The following is a 15,709-nucleotide window of genomic DNA, read 5'->3' on the forward strand; positions in this document are numbered from 1 at the left end:
TCTCGAAACTCCGCTGTTGCCCCGGACAGGCGAAACTCATGACAATGCGCAGCATTGTCGGGAGCGGAGCGATGATCCGGGGCCCATACTCACAGGACGTAGTTTGGCGAAAACCAGGAGTGGGCGTCTCGCCTCACACGCCTGCCTGTGGCTATGGATCCCCGCGTTCGCGGGGATGACGACTGAGATGTGTGGCGACGTCTGAGCCTGCACCCGACGGGCCTTGTTTTCTTCAAATTGCGCCGCAATTGATGTATCCAGATAAGCCGTTGGTCACGCCGTGACGGCACAACGCGTCCTGCCTTACATTTGGAGATATTCCGATGTCGCTCGATTCGGACATCATCGTTGATCGCCGCCGGATCCGTCGCAAGCTGACGTTCTGGCGCGTCATGGCTGCGCTGATCTTGATCGCGGCGATTGCAGGCTTTGCGCTGATTGCGACGCCCGGTGCGCGCGGCACTTTCGCATCCGCCGGCTCGATCGCGCGGGTTCATATCGAGGGATTGATCCGCAGCGATTCCGATCGCACGCAGGCGCTGGAGCGGCTGGAGAATTCGCAGGCCGCCGCGGTCATCGTCCACATCAACTCGCCGGGCGGCACCACTGCCGGCTCCGAGCAGCTCTACGACTCGCTCGTCCGGCTGAAAGCGAAGAAGCCGCTCGTCGTCGTGGTCGAGGGTCTGGCTGCCTCCGGCGGTTACATCACCGCGATTGCCAGCGACCACATCATCGCCCAGCAGAGCTCGCTGGTCGGCTCGATCGGCGTGCTGTTCCAATATCCCAACGTCTCCGAGCTGCTGAAGACCGTCGGCGTCAAGGTCGAGGAGGTAAAGTCGTCGCCGCTGAAGGCCGCGCCCAACGGTTTCGAGCCCACCAGTCCCGAAGCACGGGCCGCCCTCGATGCGCTGGTGAAGGATTCCTACGCCTGGTTCAAAGGCCTGGTGAAGGATCGGCGTGGCATGGATGACACGCAGCTCGAAAAAGTTGCCGACGGCCGTGTCTTCACCGGACGCCAGGCGATCGATCTCAAGCTGATCGATCAGCTCGGCGACGAGAAGGCGGCAGTGACCTGGCTGGTCGAGCATAAGGGCGTCAAGAAGGGGCTTTCCGTGCGCGACTACAAGCTCCAGCCGCGTTTTGGCGATCTGCCGTTCCTCAAGACGGCCGCTGCCGTCACGCTGGAAGCGCTGGGTTTGGGCTCGATTGCGCATCAAATTGGGCAAACCGGTGTCGCGCAGGCAGTTGATCGGCTCGGAATGGATGGAATGCTGGCGCTGTGGCAGCCGGCTGCGTCAAACTGACCGGAGACGGGCGAGTTCCAGAGGTTTTTCTCGTCTGGCGCGTGCTCGGCCAGCCCGCTTTTTCGGCATTTGTCACGTATTTTCACGACGCTCAACCTTGATTTAGCGTCTTGACAGATCACGGTATTTTCACGGAAATGGTCATCCGCACGCTCCCGGGTCCTATCTCTCGATGATCAAATCCGAACTTGTTCAGCGTATCGCCGAGCACAACCCGCATCTGTACCAGCGGGATGTCGAGAACATTGTGAATGCGATTCTCGAAGAGATCGTAGCGGCTCTCGCGCGCGGTGATCGCGTCGAGTTGCGCGGCTTCGGTGCCTTCTCGGTCAAGCATCGCCCCGCACGCGCCGGGCGGAATCCGCGCACCGGCGCCCATGTGCCTGTCGATCAGAAGAGCGTTCCGTTCTTCAAGACCGGCAAGGAAATGCGCGAGCGGCTGAACCGCGACCATCCGGATCCCGGCGCGGCCGACTAAGGCCGGCGTCAGGGTTTCCCGCGGTCGCGCGCGATGTGGCCGGAAGCTTGATTCAAGGCGGACGAAGCGAGATGCGAAAGTTCCTGACCGCGCTGATCTTGATTCCGCTGGGCCTGGTCCTAGTCGCCTTTGCCGTGGCGAACCGGCATTTCGTCACGGTCTCCTTCGACCCCTTCATTTCGGACGACCCCTCGTTCTCGGTCACCATGCCGCTGTTCCTGCTGCTGATCCTGGTGGCGGCGCTGGGCGTCGTGGCGGGTGGCTGTGCCGTCTGGTTCGGCCAGCGGCATTGGCGGCGCGCCGCGCGCCGGCATGAGGCCGATGCGCGGGCTGCGAGGGGCGAACTGGCCGATCTACGGGCCCAGGCAGCTGCGGCAAGGCCCGAGCCCCAGCGACTTCCCGTTTCTTCCGGGATCGGGCTTTACGGGCCTGTCGGGCGAGACAAGCAGCGCGCGACGTTGTAGAAGCGGCCCCGACCGAAAGCCCTGTTTTCCGGCCGCGGCTCGCGGCCTCCATTTGCCTTGAGACCATGTCCCTGCTCGTCAAAATCTGCGGCCTGTCCACACGCGAGACGCTTGAAGTAGCGCTCGACGCCGGCGCCGACATGGTGGGGTTCGTGTTCTTTCCGCCTTCGCCGCGGCACCTGTCCCTGGAGCTCGGGCGTGAACTCGGCCGCCAGGTGAAGGGCCGCGCGCTCAAGGTGGCGCTCACCGTCGACGCCGACGATGCGACGTTCGACAACATCATGGACGCGCTGTCGCCGGACATTTTCCAGCTGCACGGCAAGGAGAGCGTCGCGCGGCTGCGCGACATCAAGCAGCGGTTTGGCCGCCCGGTGATGAAGGCGGTCCCGGTCGAGGTTGCTGCAGATCTTGCCGTGCTGCCTGGCTACGCGGCGGTCGCCGACCGCATCCTGTTCGACGCGCGAGCACCGAAAGACGCGACGCGGCCCGGCGGCCTCGGTACGCCCTTCGACTGGCGCCTGCTCGGAAACCTCGAGCTTAAGCTGCCGTATATGGTTTCGGGCGGCCTTCATGCGCAGAACGTCGCCGAGGCTCTCCGCGTCACCGGCGCGGGTGGCGTCGACGTGTCCTCCGGTGTCGAGAGCGCCCCCGGCGTGAAGGACCCCGAGATGATCAAGGCCTTCATTCGCGCCGCGCGCGCCAGCCAAGAGTTGAGTGTTCGATGAACATCGCCAAGCCAAATTCCTACCGCAGCGGCCCCGACGAGCGCGGCCATTTCGGCATTTTCGGCGGCCGCTTCGTCGCCGAAACTCTGATGCCGCTGATCCTCGATCTGGAGAAGGCCTACACCGCGGCCAAGGCCGATCCGGCGTTCCAGGCCGAGATGAACGGCTATCTCAAGAACTATGTCGGCCGGCCCTCGCCGCTCTATTTCGCCGAGCGCCTGACCGACCATCTCGGCGGCGCCAAGATCTATCTCAAGCGCGAAGAGCTCAACCACACCGGCTCGCACAAGGTGAACAACGTGCTCGGCCAGATCATGCTGGCGCGGCGCATGGGCAAGAAGCGCATCATCGCCGAGACCGGCGCCGGCCAGCACGGCGTCGCCACCGCGACGCTGTGCGCGCGCTTCGGGCTCGAATGCATCGTCTACATGGGCGCCGTCGACGTCGAGCGTCAGCAGCCCAACGTGATCCGCATGGAGATGCTGGGTGCCACGGTGATGCCGGTGCAGTCGGGCACGCGCACGCTGAAGGACGCCATGAACGAGGCGTTGCGCGACTGGGTCACCAACGTGCACAACACGTTCTATTGCATCGGCACGGTCGCCGGCCCGCATCCCTATCCGATGCTGGTACGCGACTTCCAGTCGATCATCGGCAACGAGACCAAGACGCAGATGCAGGAGATCGAGGGCCGTCTGCCGGATTCGCTGGTCGCCTGCATCGGCGGCGGCTCGAATGCGATGGGCCTGTTCCATCCGTTCCTCGACGATCCCTCCGTCGAAATCTTCGGCGTCGAAGCCGCCGGCCACGGGCTCACACAGCTGCATGCGGCCTCGATCGCGGGCGGCCGTCCCGGCGTGCTCCATGGCAACCGCACCTATCTCCTGATGGATGCCGACGGCCAGATCCAGGACGCGCATTCGATCTCGGCCGGCCTCGATTATCCCGGCATCGGCCCCGAGCATTCCTGGCTGCACGAGGTCGGCCGCGTGAACTATCTCTCCGCGACCGACGACGAAGCCCTCGCGGCGTTCCAGCTGCTATCGAAGCTCGAAGGCATCATCCCCGCGCTCGAGCCCGCGCACGCCATCGCCAAGGTGATGGAGCTCGCGCCGAAGCGGCCGAAAGACCACCTGATGGTCGTCAACCTCTCTGGCCGCGGCGACAAGGACGTCCCGCAGGTCGGCGACATCCTGAGGGCCAAGAAGTGACCACGCGCATCGACACCCGTTTCGCCGAACTGAAGAAGCAGGGCCGCGCGGCCTTCGTGACCTATGTGATGGCCGGCGATCCCGATCTCACGACGTCACTCGATATCGTCAAGGCGCTGCCCAAGGCAGGCGCCGACGTCGTCGAACTCGGCATTCCCTTCACCGATCCGATGGCGGATGGTCCCTCGATTCAGGCTGCCGGTCTGCGCGCGCTCAAGGCCGGCATGACCTTGAAGAAGACGCTTGAACTGGTGCGTGACTTTCGAAAGGAGGACAATATCACGCCGCTGGTGCTGATGGGGTATTACAATCCGATCTACATCTACGGCGTCGACAAGTTCCTGGCTGATGCCAAGACATCAGGCGTTGACGGCCTGATCATCGTCGATTTGCCGCCGGAGGAAGACGAAGAGCTCTGCCTGCCCGCGCTGAAGGCCGGCCTGAACTTCATTCGCCTGGCGACCCCGACCACCGACGACAAGCGCCTGCCCGCGGTGCTCGCGAACACGTCAGGCTTTGTCTATTACGTCTCGATCGCCGGCATCACCGGTGCCGCGGCCGCGGACGCCAATGCCGTCGGCGAAGCCGTCGCGCGCATCAAGCGGCATACCAGGCTGCCGATCTGCGTCGGTTTCGGCATCCGCACGCCGGAGGCGGCGCGCGCCATTGCCGAGAAGGCCGATGGTTCGGTGGTCGGCACCGCGCTGGTCGATGCGCTCAAGAACAGCCTCGACGCCGACGGGCGGGCGACCGCCAAGACCGTTAATGCCGTCGCGGAGTTGACGGCGGCCCTGGCCCGGGGCGTCAAGGGCGCGCAACAAGCGGCCGAATAGGCCATAATTCCGCTTTGGCTTTTAAGTTTGAGCATGATCTCGTCGGAAAACCGCTTCACACTTTTCCGGATCATGCTCTAACGCGGGTGACGCGGCGGCTTGCCGGGCAAAGGCCCGGCCGCCATATATCCCTTCAGGCGGTCCCAAGCGGGGTCGCGCATCGGAGCAAACCATGAACTGGCTTACCAATGTGGTCCGGCCGAAGATCCGCAACATGCTGCGGCGGGAGACGCCGGAGAATCTGTGGATCAAGTGTCCGGATTCCGGGCAGCTCGTGTTCTACAAGGACGTCGAGGCCAACCAGTTCGTCATCCCCGGCTCGAACTACCACATGCGCATGGGCGCGGTGGCGCGCTTGAAGTCGATCTTCGACAACGAGACCTGGTTCGACGTCGCGCTGCCCGACGTCACGCCCGACCCGCTCAAGTTCCGCGACGAGAAGAAATACGTCGATCGGATCAAGGACGCGCGGGCGCGCACCAATCTGAACGACGCGATCAAGGTCGGCTACGGCAAGCTCGAAGGCTCCGCCGTCGTCGTGGCCGTGCAGGATTTCGACTTCATGGGCGGCTCGCTCGGCATGGCCGCGGGCGAGGCGATCGTGCGTGGAATGGAGCTCGCGGTCGAGAAGAAGTCGCCGTTCATCGTGTTCGCCGCCTCCGGCGGTGCGCGCATGCAGGAGGGCATTTTGTCCTTGATGCAGATGCCGCGCACCACGGTCGCAGTGCAGATGCTGCGCGAGGCAAAGCTGCCCTACATCGTCGTGCTGACCAATCCGACCACCGGCGGCGTCACCGCATCCTACGCGATGCTGGGCGACGTGCAGATCGCCGAGCCCGGCGCGCTGATCGGTTTTGCCGGCGCGCGCGTGATCGAGCAGACCATCCGCGAGAAGCTTCCCGAGGGCTTCCAGCGCGCCGAGTATCTCAAGGAGCACGGCATGGTCGACATGGTCGTGCATCGCCACGAGCTGCGTCCGACCCTGGCGCGGCTCTGCCGCCTGCTGACCAAGGCGCCGGCGCTGGAAGGCGCATCGAGGCCGACGCAGGCCGTCACGAGCCCGGCGCAGATCGTATCGGCCGCTGAGACGGCGCCGGCTGCGCCCCACGCGTGAACGCACCCCCTGACAGCACGAAGACGCCGCTCGGCGAATTGATCGGGCGGCTGTCGGCCCTGCATCAGAAACGCATCGATCTGGGCCTAGAGCGGATGCACCGCCTGCTCGAACGGCTCGGGCATCCCGAACGCAAGCTGCCGCCGGTGATCCACGTCGCCGGCACCAACGGCAAGGGCTCAACAGTCGCCTATCTGCGCGCGACGCTGGAGGCCGCAGGCCTGCGCGTGCACGCCTACACTTCGCCCTATCTCGTCCGCATCAACGAATGTTTCCGGCTCGGCCGTGTCGGTGGCGGCGCGCTGGTCGGCGACGACGAGTTGCGCACCGCGTTGGAAGAGGTCGAGCGCGTCAATGCCGGAGAGCCGGCAACGGTATTCGAGTTGAAGACCGCCGCGGCCTTCCTTTTGTTCGCGCAGAACCCGGCCGATGCGGTGCTGCTCGAAGTCGGCCTCGGCGGCCGTCTCGATTCGACCAATGTGGTCGACGCGCCTGCGGCGTGCGTGATCACGCCCGTCAGCATGGACCACATGGATTTCCTCGGCGACACGTTGGCGTCGATCGCGGGCGAGAAGGCGGCGATCATCAAGCGCGGTGTGTCCGTGATTTGCGCCGAGCAATTGCCGGAGGCGATGGCCATCATCGAGGCACAGGCCAGGCGCATGCGGGCGCCGCTGTTTGCCGCGAACGAGAGCTGGCACGTCAATGTCGAGCGTGGCCGCCTGGTCTATTCCGACGACCGCGGCCTGATGGACCTTCCGGCGCCGCGTCTGTTCGGCCGTCACCAATTCGCCAATGCCGGCCTTGCCATCGCGACGCTGCGCGCGATCCCGCATTTCAAGGTGAGCCACGCCGCGTTCGAGGCCGGCATCGTCGGTGCCGAATGGCCGGCGCGGATGCAGCGCATCACCTCGGGCGAGCTGCTCGCCTGGGGTCCGCAAGGTTCGGAAATCTGGCTCGACGGCGGGCACAATGCCGAAGGCGGCCGCGTCGCCGCAGCCGCGCTCGGCGATCTCGAAGAGCGGGTGTCGCGGCCGCTGGTCGTCGTCGCAGGCATGATGGCCAACAAGGATGCGCAAGGCTTCCTCGCCAATTTCGCCGGCCTCACCCGCCACATCGTCGCGGTGCCGATTCCCGACACGGAGAACGCGATGCCGGTCGACCGCCTTGCGGATGCTGCGCGCAGCCTCGGCATGCGCGTCGAGATCGCGCCCGGCATCGAGGCCGCGCTGCGCGCCCTGGCGAAGCTCGCCTACGAGACCCCGCCGCGCATCCTGATATCAGGCTCGCTCTATCTCGCCGGCCACGTGCTCGGGCTCAACGGCACGCCTCCTGCATAGTGGTTGCGTAGCCCGGATGGAGCGCAGCGCAATCCGGGAGGTCTCGCCAAACCGATAGATTCCCGGATTACGCTGCGCTCCATCCGGGCTACGGGAAGTGCCAATGCGTTTTGCCGCGATCGCCGACGTGCACGGAAACCACCTCGCGCTGGAGGCGGTGCTCGCCGACATCCGCGCGCAAGGCATCACCGACATCGTCAATCTCGGCGACCTGCTGAGCGGCCCGCTCGACGCGCGCCGGACCATCGAGATGCTGATGCCGCTCGATGCCGTGCACGTGCTCGGCAATCACGACCGCTACCTGCTCGACCGTCCTCCGGAGAAGATGGGTTCGTGGGACCGTCCCGCTTACGAGGCGCTCAACGAAGCGCAGCTCGACTGGCTGCGTGCACAGCCGATGACGCGCGTGTTTCGCGGTCAGGTGTTCCTCTGCCATGCGACGCCTGAGAACGACGAAGTCTATTGGCTGGATACCGTGCATCCCGACGGCACGGTGGCGCTATCGCCGCTCGACCGCATCGAGCAATTCGCGCAAGGCATCACGCAGCCGCTGATCCTCTGTGCCCACACTCATCTTGCCCGAGCGGTGCGGCTTCGCGACGGCCGGCTGATCGTCAATCCCGGCAGCGTCGGCAGTCCCGGCTATCGCGACAAGCATCCAGTCCCACATGTCGTCGAGGCCGGCACGCCGCACGCGCGCTATGCGATCCTCGAGCTGGTGAACGGGGCATGGCAGGTGACGTTCCGCCACGTCACCTATGATCACGAGGCGATGGCCGCCCTCGCACGCCGCAACGATCAGCCGGAGCTCGCCAACGCGCTGGCGACCGGGTGGATCAAGTAGTCGTCGTCGCGTAGCCCGGATGAAGCGCAGCGCAATCCGGGAATCGTGCCACAACCCATGACGGCCCCGGATTACGCTGCGCTCCATCCGGGCTACGCAAAACAAAACGGCCGGCAAGTCGCCGGCCGTTGCAGAATTTCTCAGTCACTCGCGTCGTGGCTCACACCGCCGACGTGATCCACTGCTGCAGCTTCGCCTTCGGCGCCGCGCCGACCTGGCGGGAGGCCATCTCACCGCCCTTGAAGATCATCAGGGTCGGGATCGACATCACGCCGTACTTCGAGGCGGTCTTCGGGCTCTCGTCGACGTTCAGCTTCACGATCTTGACCTTGTCGCCCATCGCGCCGGCGATCTCGTCGAGGGCGGGGGCGATCATGCGGCACGGGCCGCACCACTCGGCCCAGAAATCGACGACGACAGGGCCGTTTGCCTTGAGCACCTCGGCTTCGAAATCAGTGTCAGAAACCTTGCCAACGGCCATGGGAGTACCTCACTCGGTTGAAAGAGAATCGGCGCGACGTGGAATCGCGCCCGGGATCATGGCGTCAACCTATGAACGGCTCCTTGCCGGGTCAAGGACGCTCACACCGAGATGAAGGGATGCCAGCGCCGCGTCCAGCGCGGGGGCTGAAATCTCCATATATTCAAGGGCCTCGGTCCAGAGCAGGACAGCCCGGATGGGCTTTTGGGGATAAAGCCGCGCCAGCACGGCCCGGTACAGCCCAAGCTGCCGGACATACGCGACAGGTGCCTCGGCCGCGCTCTTGGGCGCCGCCTGATTGGTCTTGAAATCGACGATCAAAACCTCCTCGGGTCGAACGACCAGCCGGTCGATCTGCCCCGACACCAGCGCCGGGGTGCGGCCCGGCCGCTCCAGCCGGCCGGCGATGGCGACTTCCGCCCGGCTGCCGTTGGCAAAGACCGGCGCAAAGCGTGGCTCGGTGATCAAAGCGAGCACCTTGTCGGCCAGCGCGGTGCGGTCGGCTTCGGTCCAGTCAGCAGCATTGCGCGCCATGAAGCCGAGCGCGGCCTCGCGCCGGCGCTCCGGGGCGATATCAGGCAGGGATTGCAGCAGCCGATGCACCAGCGTGCCGCGCTGCAGCGCGAGCGCGCGAGACTGCACCGATTCGCCTGACCGGACGCTGCGGCCCTCATCGGCCGACTGGCCGGACGGGCGCACTGGATCCTCGTCGACGGCCTCACGCGGTGCCGGGGCTCGCAGCCAGTCCGGCAAAGTGATCGTTTGATCCATCGTGCCTGCCGGCATGCCCGGCGCCGCAGCATCCTCCGGCCGGGCGAACCGCGTCACCTTGCCGAGCGGCGTCTCGACCACCTGCTTGTCGAGCCCCGAGCCGGCGAGCCCGGTGTCGATGAGGTCGTACCAGCTCAGCTTGCGCACCGTCCTCATATTGCCGGGCATGCAGCCGCCGACGATCAGCCGGTCGGCCGCGCGCGTCATCGCGACATAGAGCAGGCGGCGATACTCGTCCTCCGTCTCCTCGAGCATGGCCTTGCGCGCGTCCGCGACCGGCTTGGGATCATCCGCCTTGCGCCCGGCCCAGACCACGACCTCGCCGCCATTGCCGCGCGGAACGTGGATCAGCCGCACGCGCTGCGAGTCCGCCGGCGACGACGTGGTGTCGACCATGAACACGACCGAAGCCTCCAGGCCCTTGGCGCCGTGCACGGTCATCACCCGCACCTCGTCGCGCGAGATTTCCATGTCGCGCTTCACCTCGGTGTCGGCCGAGCGCAGCCAGGCCATGAAACCCTGCAGCGAGGCCGGCGCCTTGCGCTCATAGTTCAGCGCCAGCTCCAGGAACTCATCGAGCGCGTCGTTGGCCTCGTGACCGAGCCGGCGCAGGATGCGCGCACGGCCGCCGTCGCCCCCGAGCAGCCAGGCGTAGAAGGCGAACGGCGTCTCCTCGCGCGCACGCATCTCGCAGGCTTCGAGGCGCCGCAGCACCGTCGCGAATTTCTCAGCTGTAGCCGCATGCTCGCCCAACGCGCGACGCAGCGATCCCTTGCGCTTATGGGCAAGTTGGAACAGATCGTCGTCGTCGAGTCCGAACAATGGGCTCTTCAAGGCGACCGCGAGCGCGAGATCGTCCTGTGGCAGCAGCAGCGCATCCGCGAGATTCATCAGATCGATGATGCCGATGTGCTCGGTCAGCTTCAACCGGTCGGCACCGGCGACCGGAACGCCGGCGTGCTTCAGCGCCTGGATCACGGCATCGAACGCATTGCCGCGGCGGCGCACCAGGATCAGCATGTCGCCATAGCGCAACGGCCGCCGTTCGCCCTCGTGCCCCGTCAGCGTGCCGCTCTCGACCAGCCGCTTGATCTCGGTCTGGATACGACGCGCGAGCTTGACTTCGGGGCTGGTGGCGGCGACGCCGTCGAACGGCGCGCGCCAGCCCTCGATCTCCTGCCGGTCGTCGGCTTCGGCCAGATCCCACAGCTCGATCACGCTGGGGCCGGCATCGGCCAACGCATTGTGCAGGGGATGGCCGATCTCGACCGAATGAATGCTCTTGTAGATCTGGGGATCGCGGAAGACGTGGTCGACCGAATGCAGGATCGCGGCGCCCGAGCGGAATGAATAGGTGAAGGCAACGGGATCGAATTTCAGCCCGGCCGCGGTGAACTTGCGATGGAGCTCGCGACGGCGCGCGTCGAACTCGCGCGGAGCCGCCCCCTGGAACGAGAAGATCGACTGCTTCTCGTCGCCGACGGCGAAGATGGTGCGGTTCAGCCCTTCGCGCGCGCCCTCGCCAGCCGTGAATTCGGAGATGATGTGCGCGATGATGTCCCATTGCCGTGGGCTCGTGTCCTGCGCCTCGTCGATCAGCACGTGATCGACGCCGCGATCGAGCTTGTAATGCACCCATCCCGAGGAGACGCGGTCGAGCATCGCCAGTGTCTTGTCGATGAGGTCGTCGTAGTCGAGCAGGCCGCGCTCCTGCTTCTCGCGGCGATAGTTTGCCGCAGCCGCGGTCGCGATATGCAGCAGGGCCGCGGTGCGGTCGCGCATCGTCACGGCGCGGCGCTTCTCGACCAATCCGCTGATACGCAGCGCCTCGTTCTCGAACAGGCGCGCGACGGACGGGTTATGCTCGCCGAACTTCTTGGTCAGCACCGCCTTGCGCGGCAGCTTCTCGTCGGTGAGGAAGACGGACAGATAGGCATCGACCTGCGCGCTGCCGGAAAACACTTTGGCCTCGCGGAGCCGGCCGGCCTGGTCGTTGTCGGACTTGCTGCCATCCTCCAGCGCAAAGGCGATGTCATCCCAGCGCGAGCGCGGCAGGTAGGGTCCATCGAGGATCTCCATCTCGACGTCCTCGATGCGGTCGCCAGCATCGACACCCAGCGCCGCCGCCATCTGCGCCGCCGCCGCTTCGACGTTGCCGGCACCGTCCGTCCAGGCCATGAAATGATCGCGGCTGAGACACGCCTCGCGCACGACCTCCTTGAAGGTGACGTCGGCGGCGTTCGCCATCGCGGTCAGCAAGGCGCGGCCGGTGACGCTGTCAGGCGCGCGCGCGGCCTCAAGCAGCACCTTCAGATTGGCGCGCTCCATCATGTCGGTCTGGTCGCGCTCGTCGATCACGGAGAAGCGCGCGGGCACGTTGGCCTCGAACGGGAATTGCTGCAGCAGGCGCGTGCAGAGCGCGTGGATGGTCTGCACCTTCAATCCGCCCGGTGTCTCCAGCGCGCAGGCGAACAGTTTTCGCGCGTCACGCCGCAGTTTCGCGCCAGGGTGGGGAATGCCGACCGCGCGGATCGCGGCGTCGAGCGCGGTGTCGTCCAGCGTCACCCAATGACCAAGCGTGGTGAACACGCGTTCGGCCATGTTGGCCGCCGCGGCCTTGGTGAAGGTGATGCAGAGAATTTTCTCCGGCGGTACGCCCGTCAGCAGCAGGCGGATCACGCGCTGCACCAGCACGTGCGTCTTGCCCGAGCCGGCATTGGCCGACACGAAGGCCGACGCGGTCGGATCGGACGCGCGCGCCTGCCGCGCGCGCACCTCGTCGGGGATGGGGCGCGGCAGCTTCACCATTCCTCGATCCCCAATCCGCCGGCCGCAGACCATTCCTTGATCCGGGCGAGGTCGTCATAGGTACCGTAGCGGTTCGTCCACATCGGCAGGTTCAGCGAGGTGTACGGCTGATTCTCGTCGTCGAAGGCGCGGATCAGCGCTTCCAGCTTGGCCCGCGCCTCCGCGGCGGCCGCATCCGGCGGCTGCGGTTCGTCGCCCTGCTTGTATTTGAGCTCGAGGATACGTTCTTCGCCCGGAGGATTGTTGCCGCTGAGGCGGACATAGACGAGCTGGCTCACGGAAGCACCTGCGTCGATGCCGGGAAAGCCGCCCTCGCGCAGGATCGCCGCCTCCAGCGTCAGCTGTGGTGACAGGCCCATGCGCACCTGCTTGCCGGTCGGCGGCTGTCCGGTCTTGTAGTCGAGGATGGCGTAGCCGCCGCCCTGGCGCCGTTCGATGCGGTCGGCGCGCGCGGAGAGGGTAAAGCTGCGCTCGTTGTCGAGCCTGATCGAGATCTCGCCGCGGGTCTCCGCGACGATGGCCGCGATCGCATCACGGCGCGCCGTCTCCCATTCGCCGAACCAGCGGGCGATGCGCTGGAAGCGCGGCCACCACAGCGCGCGCGCCTCGGGCCGCTCCATCAGCGGCGCAAAATGCTTTTCGCCGATCGCGCGCAGCACGCGGGCGGGATCGTCGGGCAGGCGTGTCGCATAGCTCTCGGTGAACTCGCCGATCGCATCATGGATCGCTGAGCCGCGGTCGGCGGCCGACAGCGGCATGTCGACGGGATCGAGCGCATCCAGCCGCAGGATGTACTTTGCGTAGATCGTGTAGGGATCGCGCAGCCAGTCCTCGATCGCGGTGACCGACATCTTCAATGGCCGCGTCGCGCGTGGTGGCCGCGGCTCGGGCTGTTTGATCGGCTCGACCTTGTCGGGCTGGTCCAGCCTCTCTGCAAATCGCACGTAGTTCTCGCCCGCACGAATGGCTGCCTTCCAGAGATCGTCGCCCGCGACAGCCTCCAGCCGATGCAGGAAGCGCGAGGCCACCGCCGGCGCGCCGCCGGCCTTGGCGGAATGGGTGAGGATCACCTCATTGCCGCCGAGCAATTGCGCGAAGTCATGCGCGGAGAGGCCGATACGCCGCTCCGGCAGATCGAGCCCGAGCTCGTGCCGCATCGGCCGGCTGAGCCAGGGATCGATCCGCGGCGCCGGCGGCCAGACGCCCTCGATCAGCCCGCCGACGATGATGCGGTCAGCCTGCATCAGGCGCGATTCCAGCGGGCCGTAGATCTGCAGCCGCGCGCCGGGCTTGTCGCGCCGCCGCACCGCTCGGTCACTGAACGCGGTCTGGAAAACGTCGGGGTAATCAGGCAGCGGCACGATCAATCCGCTGGTCGTGCCGCCGCGCAGGAGATCGTCGAAGGCGGCAGCGAGCGCAAGGCCCTCGCGCTCCTCGAAGGCGAGCGGGATGCCCTGCTCGTCGCACGACAGCACGATCATGATCTCGCGATGCCGGTGCGCGAGCTCGGCGAAGTCGTACGGTTTCGAGGGCGGCAGGCTCTCGATCGGAGCGAGCGCTTTCTGCAAGGCATCGATCAAGGCCTGGATGCGATCGAGTTCCTCGGCCTCGAGGCGCGCGCGCGGCTCGGCGCGGTGCAGCGCGGAGACCTCGCCACGCCACAGCTTTGCCAGCTCCTCGCGAAAGCGGTTGAATTCGCGCGACAGGCCGCTGGTGCCGGCTGGCGGGCGCGTGCCGCGCAGGACTGCAAGCTCGAGGTCCTCGATCGCCGCCCTCCACGCGCCGGGCGCGCGGCCGAGGCGGCACAGCGGATGCTTCAGCATCGCCAGCAGCGTCGGCGGCTCCAGTCCCTTGGTCGCCGCCTCTGCCGTGAGGCGCGCGAACACGCCGGCGGAGGTTTCCATCAAGACGTCGCCGCCGGAATCGTCGAAACTGAGTCCCCATCGGGTGAGCGCAGCCATCACCCGTCGCGCCAGTGCGCGGTCGGGCGTCACCAGTGCCGCCGATTTGTCGAGATGCCGCGCCTCGCGCATCGCAATGGCGATGGCGAGCGCCTCCATCTCCGGATTGGGAGCTTCGACGACGGCGAGGTTCTTCATGCCGCCGGCTATCTTCGCGGCGACATCCGGCTGCTTCAGCCGGTCGTGCCAGACTTCCGTCTTGGCGGAGGGGCGCATCGATTCGGAGGCGAGCAGGTCGCGGCCGCCTGCGGACGGCGGCTGAAGGATCTCGACGTCGCTGCGCTTGATGCCGAGGCGATCCAGCAGCGCATGCATGGCGTATTGCGGATGGTTCGAGGCCGGATGCTCCGCGAATTTGCCGAGCGAGTCTCGCACGCCACCAATCGTTCGCCAGGCGTCTTCGTCGAGATCGGTGTCGAGGCCCGGCAGCACCACCGCGCCATGCGGCAGCGACGCGACTGCTCGGAGAAATTTTGCGGTGGCCGGCATCGAGCCGGTCGAGCCGGCCGCGATGACAGGTCCGTTCGGATGCGCGGTCAGCCGTTTGGCCTCAGCCGCGATCAAAAGATCGCGCCGCGCTGCCGGCTCGATCCGGTTGATCTCGGCGAGATGGCCAGGCCAGGCGACCCGCGCGATGCGCAGGAATTCGAGGGAGTGCTGCCAGTAGCGATCGAGGTTGTCAGGCACGAGGCCGTCGAGCGCGTTCCAGTCTACGCCGCGCGTCACCATGTCGTCGATCAGGCGTGCGAGATCGCCAGCCAGCGCCAGCGTCGAGGCGGGGCCGCCGACCACCAGCGGCGACAGCACCGGGCCCTTGGCCCAGGCCGCGACGAGCTGCGCCAGCGTCAGCCGGCGTTCGAGCTCGCCGAGCCGCGGCGGAATCTCGAGCGGCGTCGCGCCGGAAAACTGCTCGGCTTCGTCGGCGAAGGCGAGCTCGTCCTCGTCGATGTCGCCGAGTGCCACGATGCGCGGCAGCACGACGGCATCCGTCTTCATCTCGTCGAGGAAGATCTCGCGGACCACGCGCATCGCGCGGCGGGTCGGCAGGTACAGCGTTGCGTCCGCCAGCCGCGCCGGCTCCTTGCGCGCCTCGAATCCATCGACCAGCCGTCCCTCGAGCAGGGCCGTGACGACCGTGCGCAGGAACGGAACTGAGATGGGAACGCTGAAAACGCGCATGGGCTGCCTGATTCGAAGGATCAGGCGCCAATATAGGGAGGCGGAGTCAAATGGATATGGGGGGAGGGGGATAGTCCCCGTTGTTCGACGGGCCGGAACAGGTGTCGTAGGGTGGGTTAGACGGCGGCTGCGCGAAGCGCAGTCCGATGGCGTAACCCACCACTTCTGCCGCCATGGACATAGAAGAGGTGGGTTA

Annotated in this window: 12 protein-coding genes; 9 read left to right on the top strand and 3 right to left on the bottom strand. The window is 66.3% G+C overall.

The features are described 5' to 3' along the window. The first annotated feature begins 323 nt into the window (after positions 1–323). The 9 genes from sppA to UNPF46_RS00170 all read left to right on the top strand — a co-directional run bounded on the left by sppA (position 324) and on the right by UNPF46_RS00170 (position 8,313). Positions 324–1,304, top strand: coding sequence for a signal peptide peptidase SppA (gene sppA / locus UNPF46_RS00130; RefSeq protein ID WP_142248637.1), 981 nt, complete (start codon positions 324–326; stop codon positions 1,302–1,304). Positions 1,305–1,476: 172 nt separating this feature from the next. Next, a complete protein-coding gene (locus UNPF46_RS00135; RefSeq protein WP_008539997.1) occupies positions 1,477–1,782 on the top strand; it encodes an integration host factor subunit beta in 306 nt (101 codons plus the stop codon). Between the two features lie 71 nt (positions 1,783–1,853). Further along, a complete protein-coding gene (locus tag UNPF46_RS00140; RefSeq protein WP_100178631.1) occupies positions 1,854–2,246 on the top strand; it encodes a lipopolysaccharide assembly protein LapA domain-containing protein in 393 nt (130 codons plus the stop codon). A gap of 65 nt (positions 2,247–2,311) precedes the next feature. Next, on the top strand, positions 2,312–2,971 hold the full coding sequence (locus tag UNPF46_RS00145; protein WP_100178630.1) for a phosphoribosylanthranilate isomerase: 660 nt from the start codon (positions 2,312–2,314) through the stop codon (positions 2,969–2,971). Further along, on the top strand, positions 2,968–4,182 hold the full coding sequence (gene trpB, locus UNPF46_RS00150; protein WP_142248638.1) for a tryptophan synthase subunit beta: 1,215 nt from the start codon (positions 2,968–2,970) through the stop codon (positions 4,180–4,182). The genes UNPF46_RS00145 and trpB overlap by 4 nt, the downstream gene beginning before the upstream one ends. Further along, positions 4,179–5,015, top strand: a complete 837-nt coding sequence (gene trpA / locus UNPF46_RS00155) for a tryptophan synthase subunit alpha (protein ID WP_100178628.1) — start codon at positions 4,179–4,181, stop codon at positions 5,013–5,015. Before trpB ends, trpA begins: the two co-directional genes overlap by 4 nt. A gap of 172 nt (positions 5,016–5,187) precedes the next feature. Beyond that, the gene (gene accD, locus UNPF46_RS00160) at positions 5,188–6,129 is read left to right on the top strand and encodes an acetyl-CoA carboxylase, carboxyltransferase subunit beta (RefSeq protein ID WP_100178627.1); all 942 of its coding nucleotides are present in this window, start codon (positions 5,188–5,190) and stop codon (positions 6,127–6,129) included. After that, positions 6,126–7,469, top strand: a complete 1,344-nt coding sequence (locus UNPF46_RS00165; RefSeq protein WP_142248639.1) for a bifunctional folylpolyglutamate synthase/dihydrofolate synthase — start codon at positions 6,126–6,128, stop codon at positions 7,467–7,469. The genes accD and UNPF46_RS00165 overlap by 4 nt, the downstream gene beginning before the upstream one ends. Positions 7,470–7,572: 103 nt before the next feature. Continuing rightward, the gene (locus tag UNPF46_RS00170; protein ID WP_181769708.1) at positions 7,573–8,313 is read left to right on the top strand and encodes a metallophosphoesterase family protein; all 741 of its coding nucleotides are present in this window, start codon (positions 7,573–7,575) and stop codon (positions 8,311–8,313) included. A gap of 160 nt (positions 8,314–8,473) precedes the next feature. Here UNPF46_RS00170 and trxA read toward each other — a convergent pair whose 3' ends face one another. From trxA to addB, 3 genes are all read right to left on the bottom strand, one after another. Next, the gene (gene trxA, locus UNPF46_RS00175) at positions 8,474–8,794 is read right to left on the bottom strand and encodes a thioredoxin (RefSeq protein ID WP_007598398.1); all 321 of its coding nucleotides are present in this window, start codon (positions 8,792–8,794) and stop codon (positions 8,474–8,476) included. Positions 8,795–8,863: 69 nt separating this feature from the next. Beyond that, positions 8,864–12,373: a double-strand break repair helicase AddA gene (addA, locus tag UNPF46_RS00180; protein ID WP_181769709.1), complete on the bottom strand. Its 3,510-nt coding sequence runs from the start codon at positions 12,371–12,373 to the stop codon at positions 8,864–8,866. Further along, entirely contained in the window at positions 12,367–15,513 is a 3,147-nt protein-coding gene (gene addB / locus UNPF46_RS00185; protein WP_142248642.1) for a double-strand break repair protein AddB, read from the bottom strand. The genes addA and addB overlap by 7 nt, the downstream gene beginning before the upstream one ends. Positions 15,514–15,709: the final 196 nt, after the last annotated feature.

This window comes from Bradyrhizobium sp. UNPF46 (genome assembly GCF_006658625.1).
Taxonomy (GTDB): domain Bacteria; phylum Pseudomonadota; class Alphaproteobacteria; order Rhizobiales; family Xanthobacteraceae; genus Bradyrhizobium; species Bradyrhizobium nitroreducens.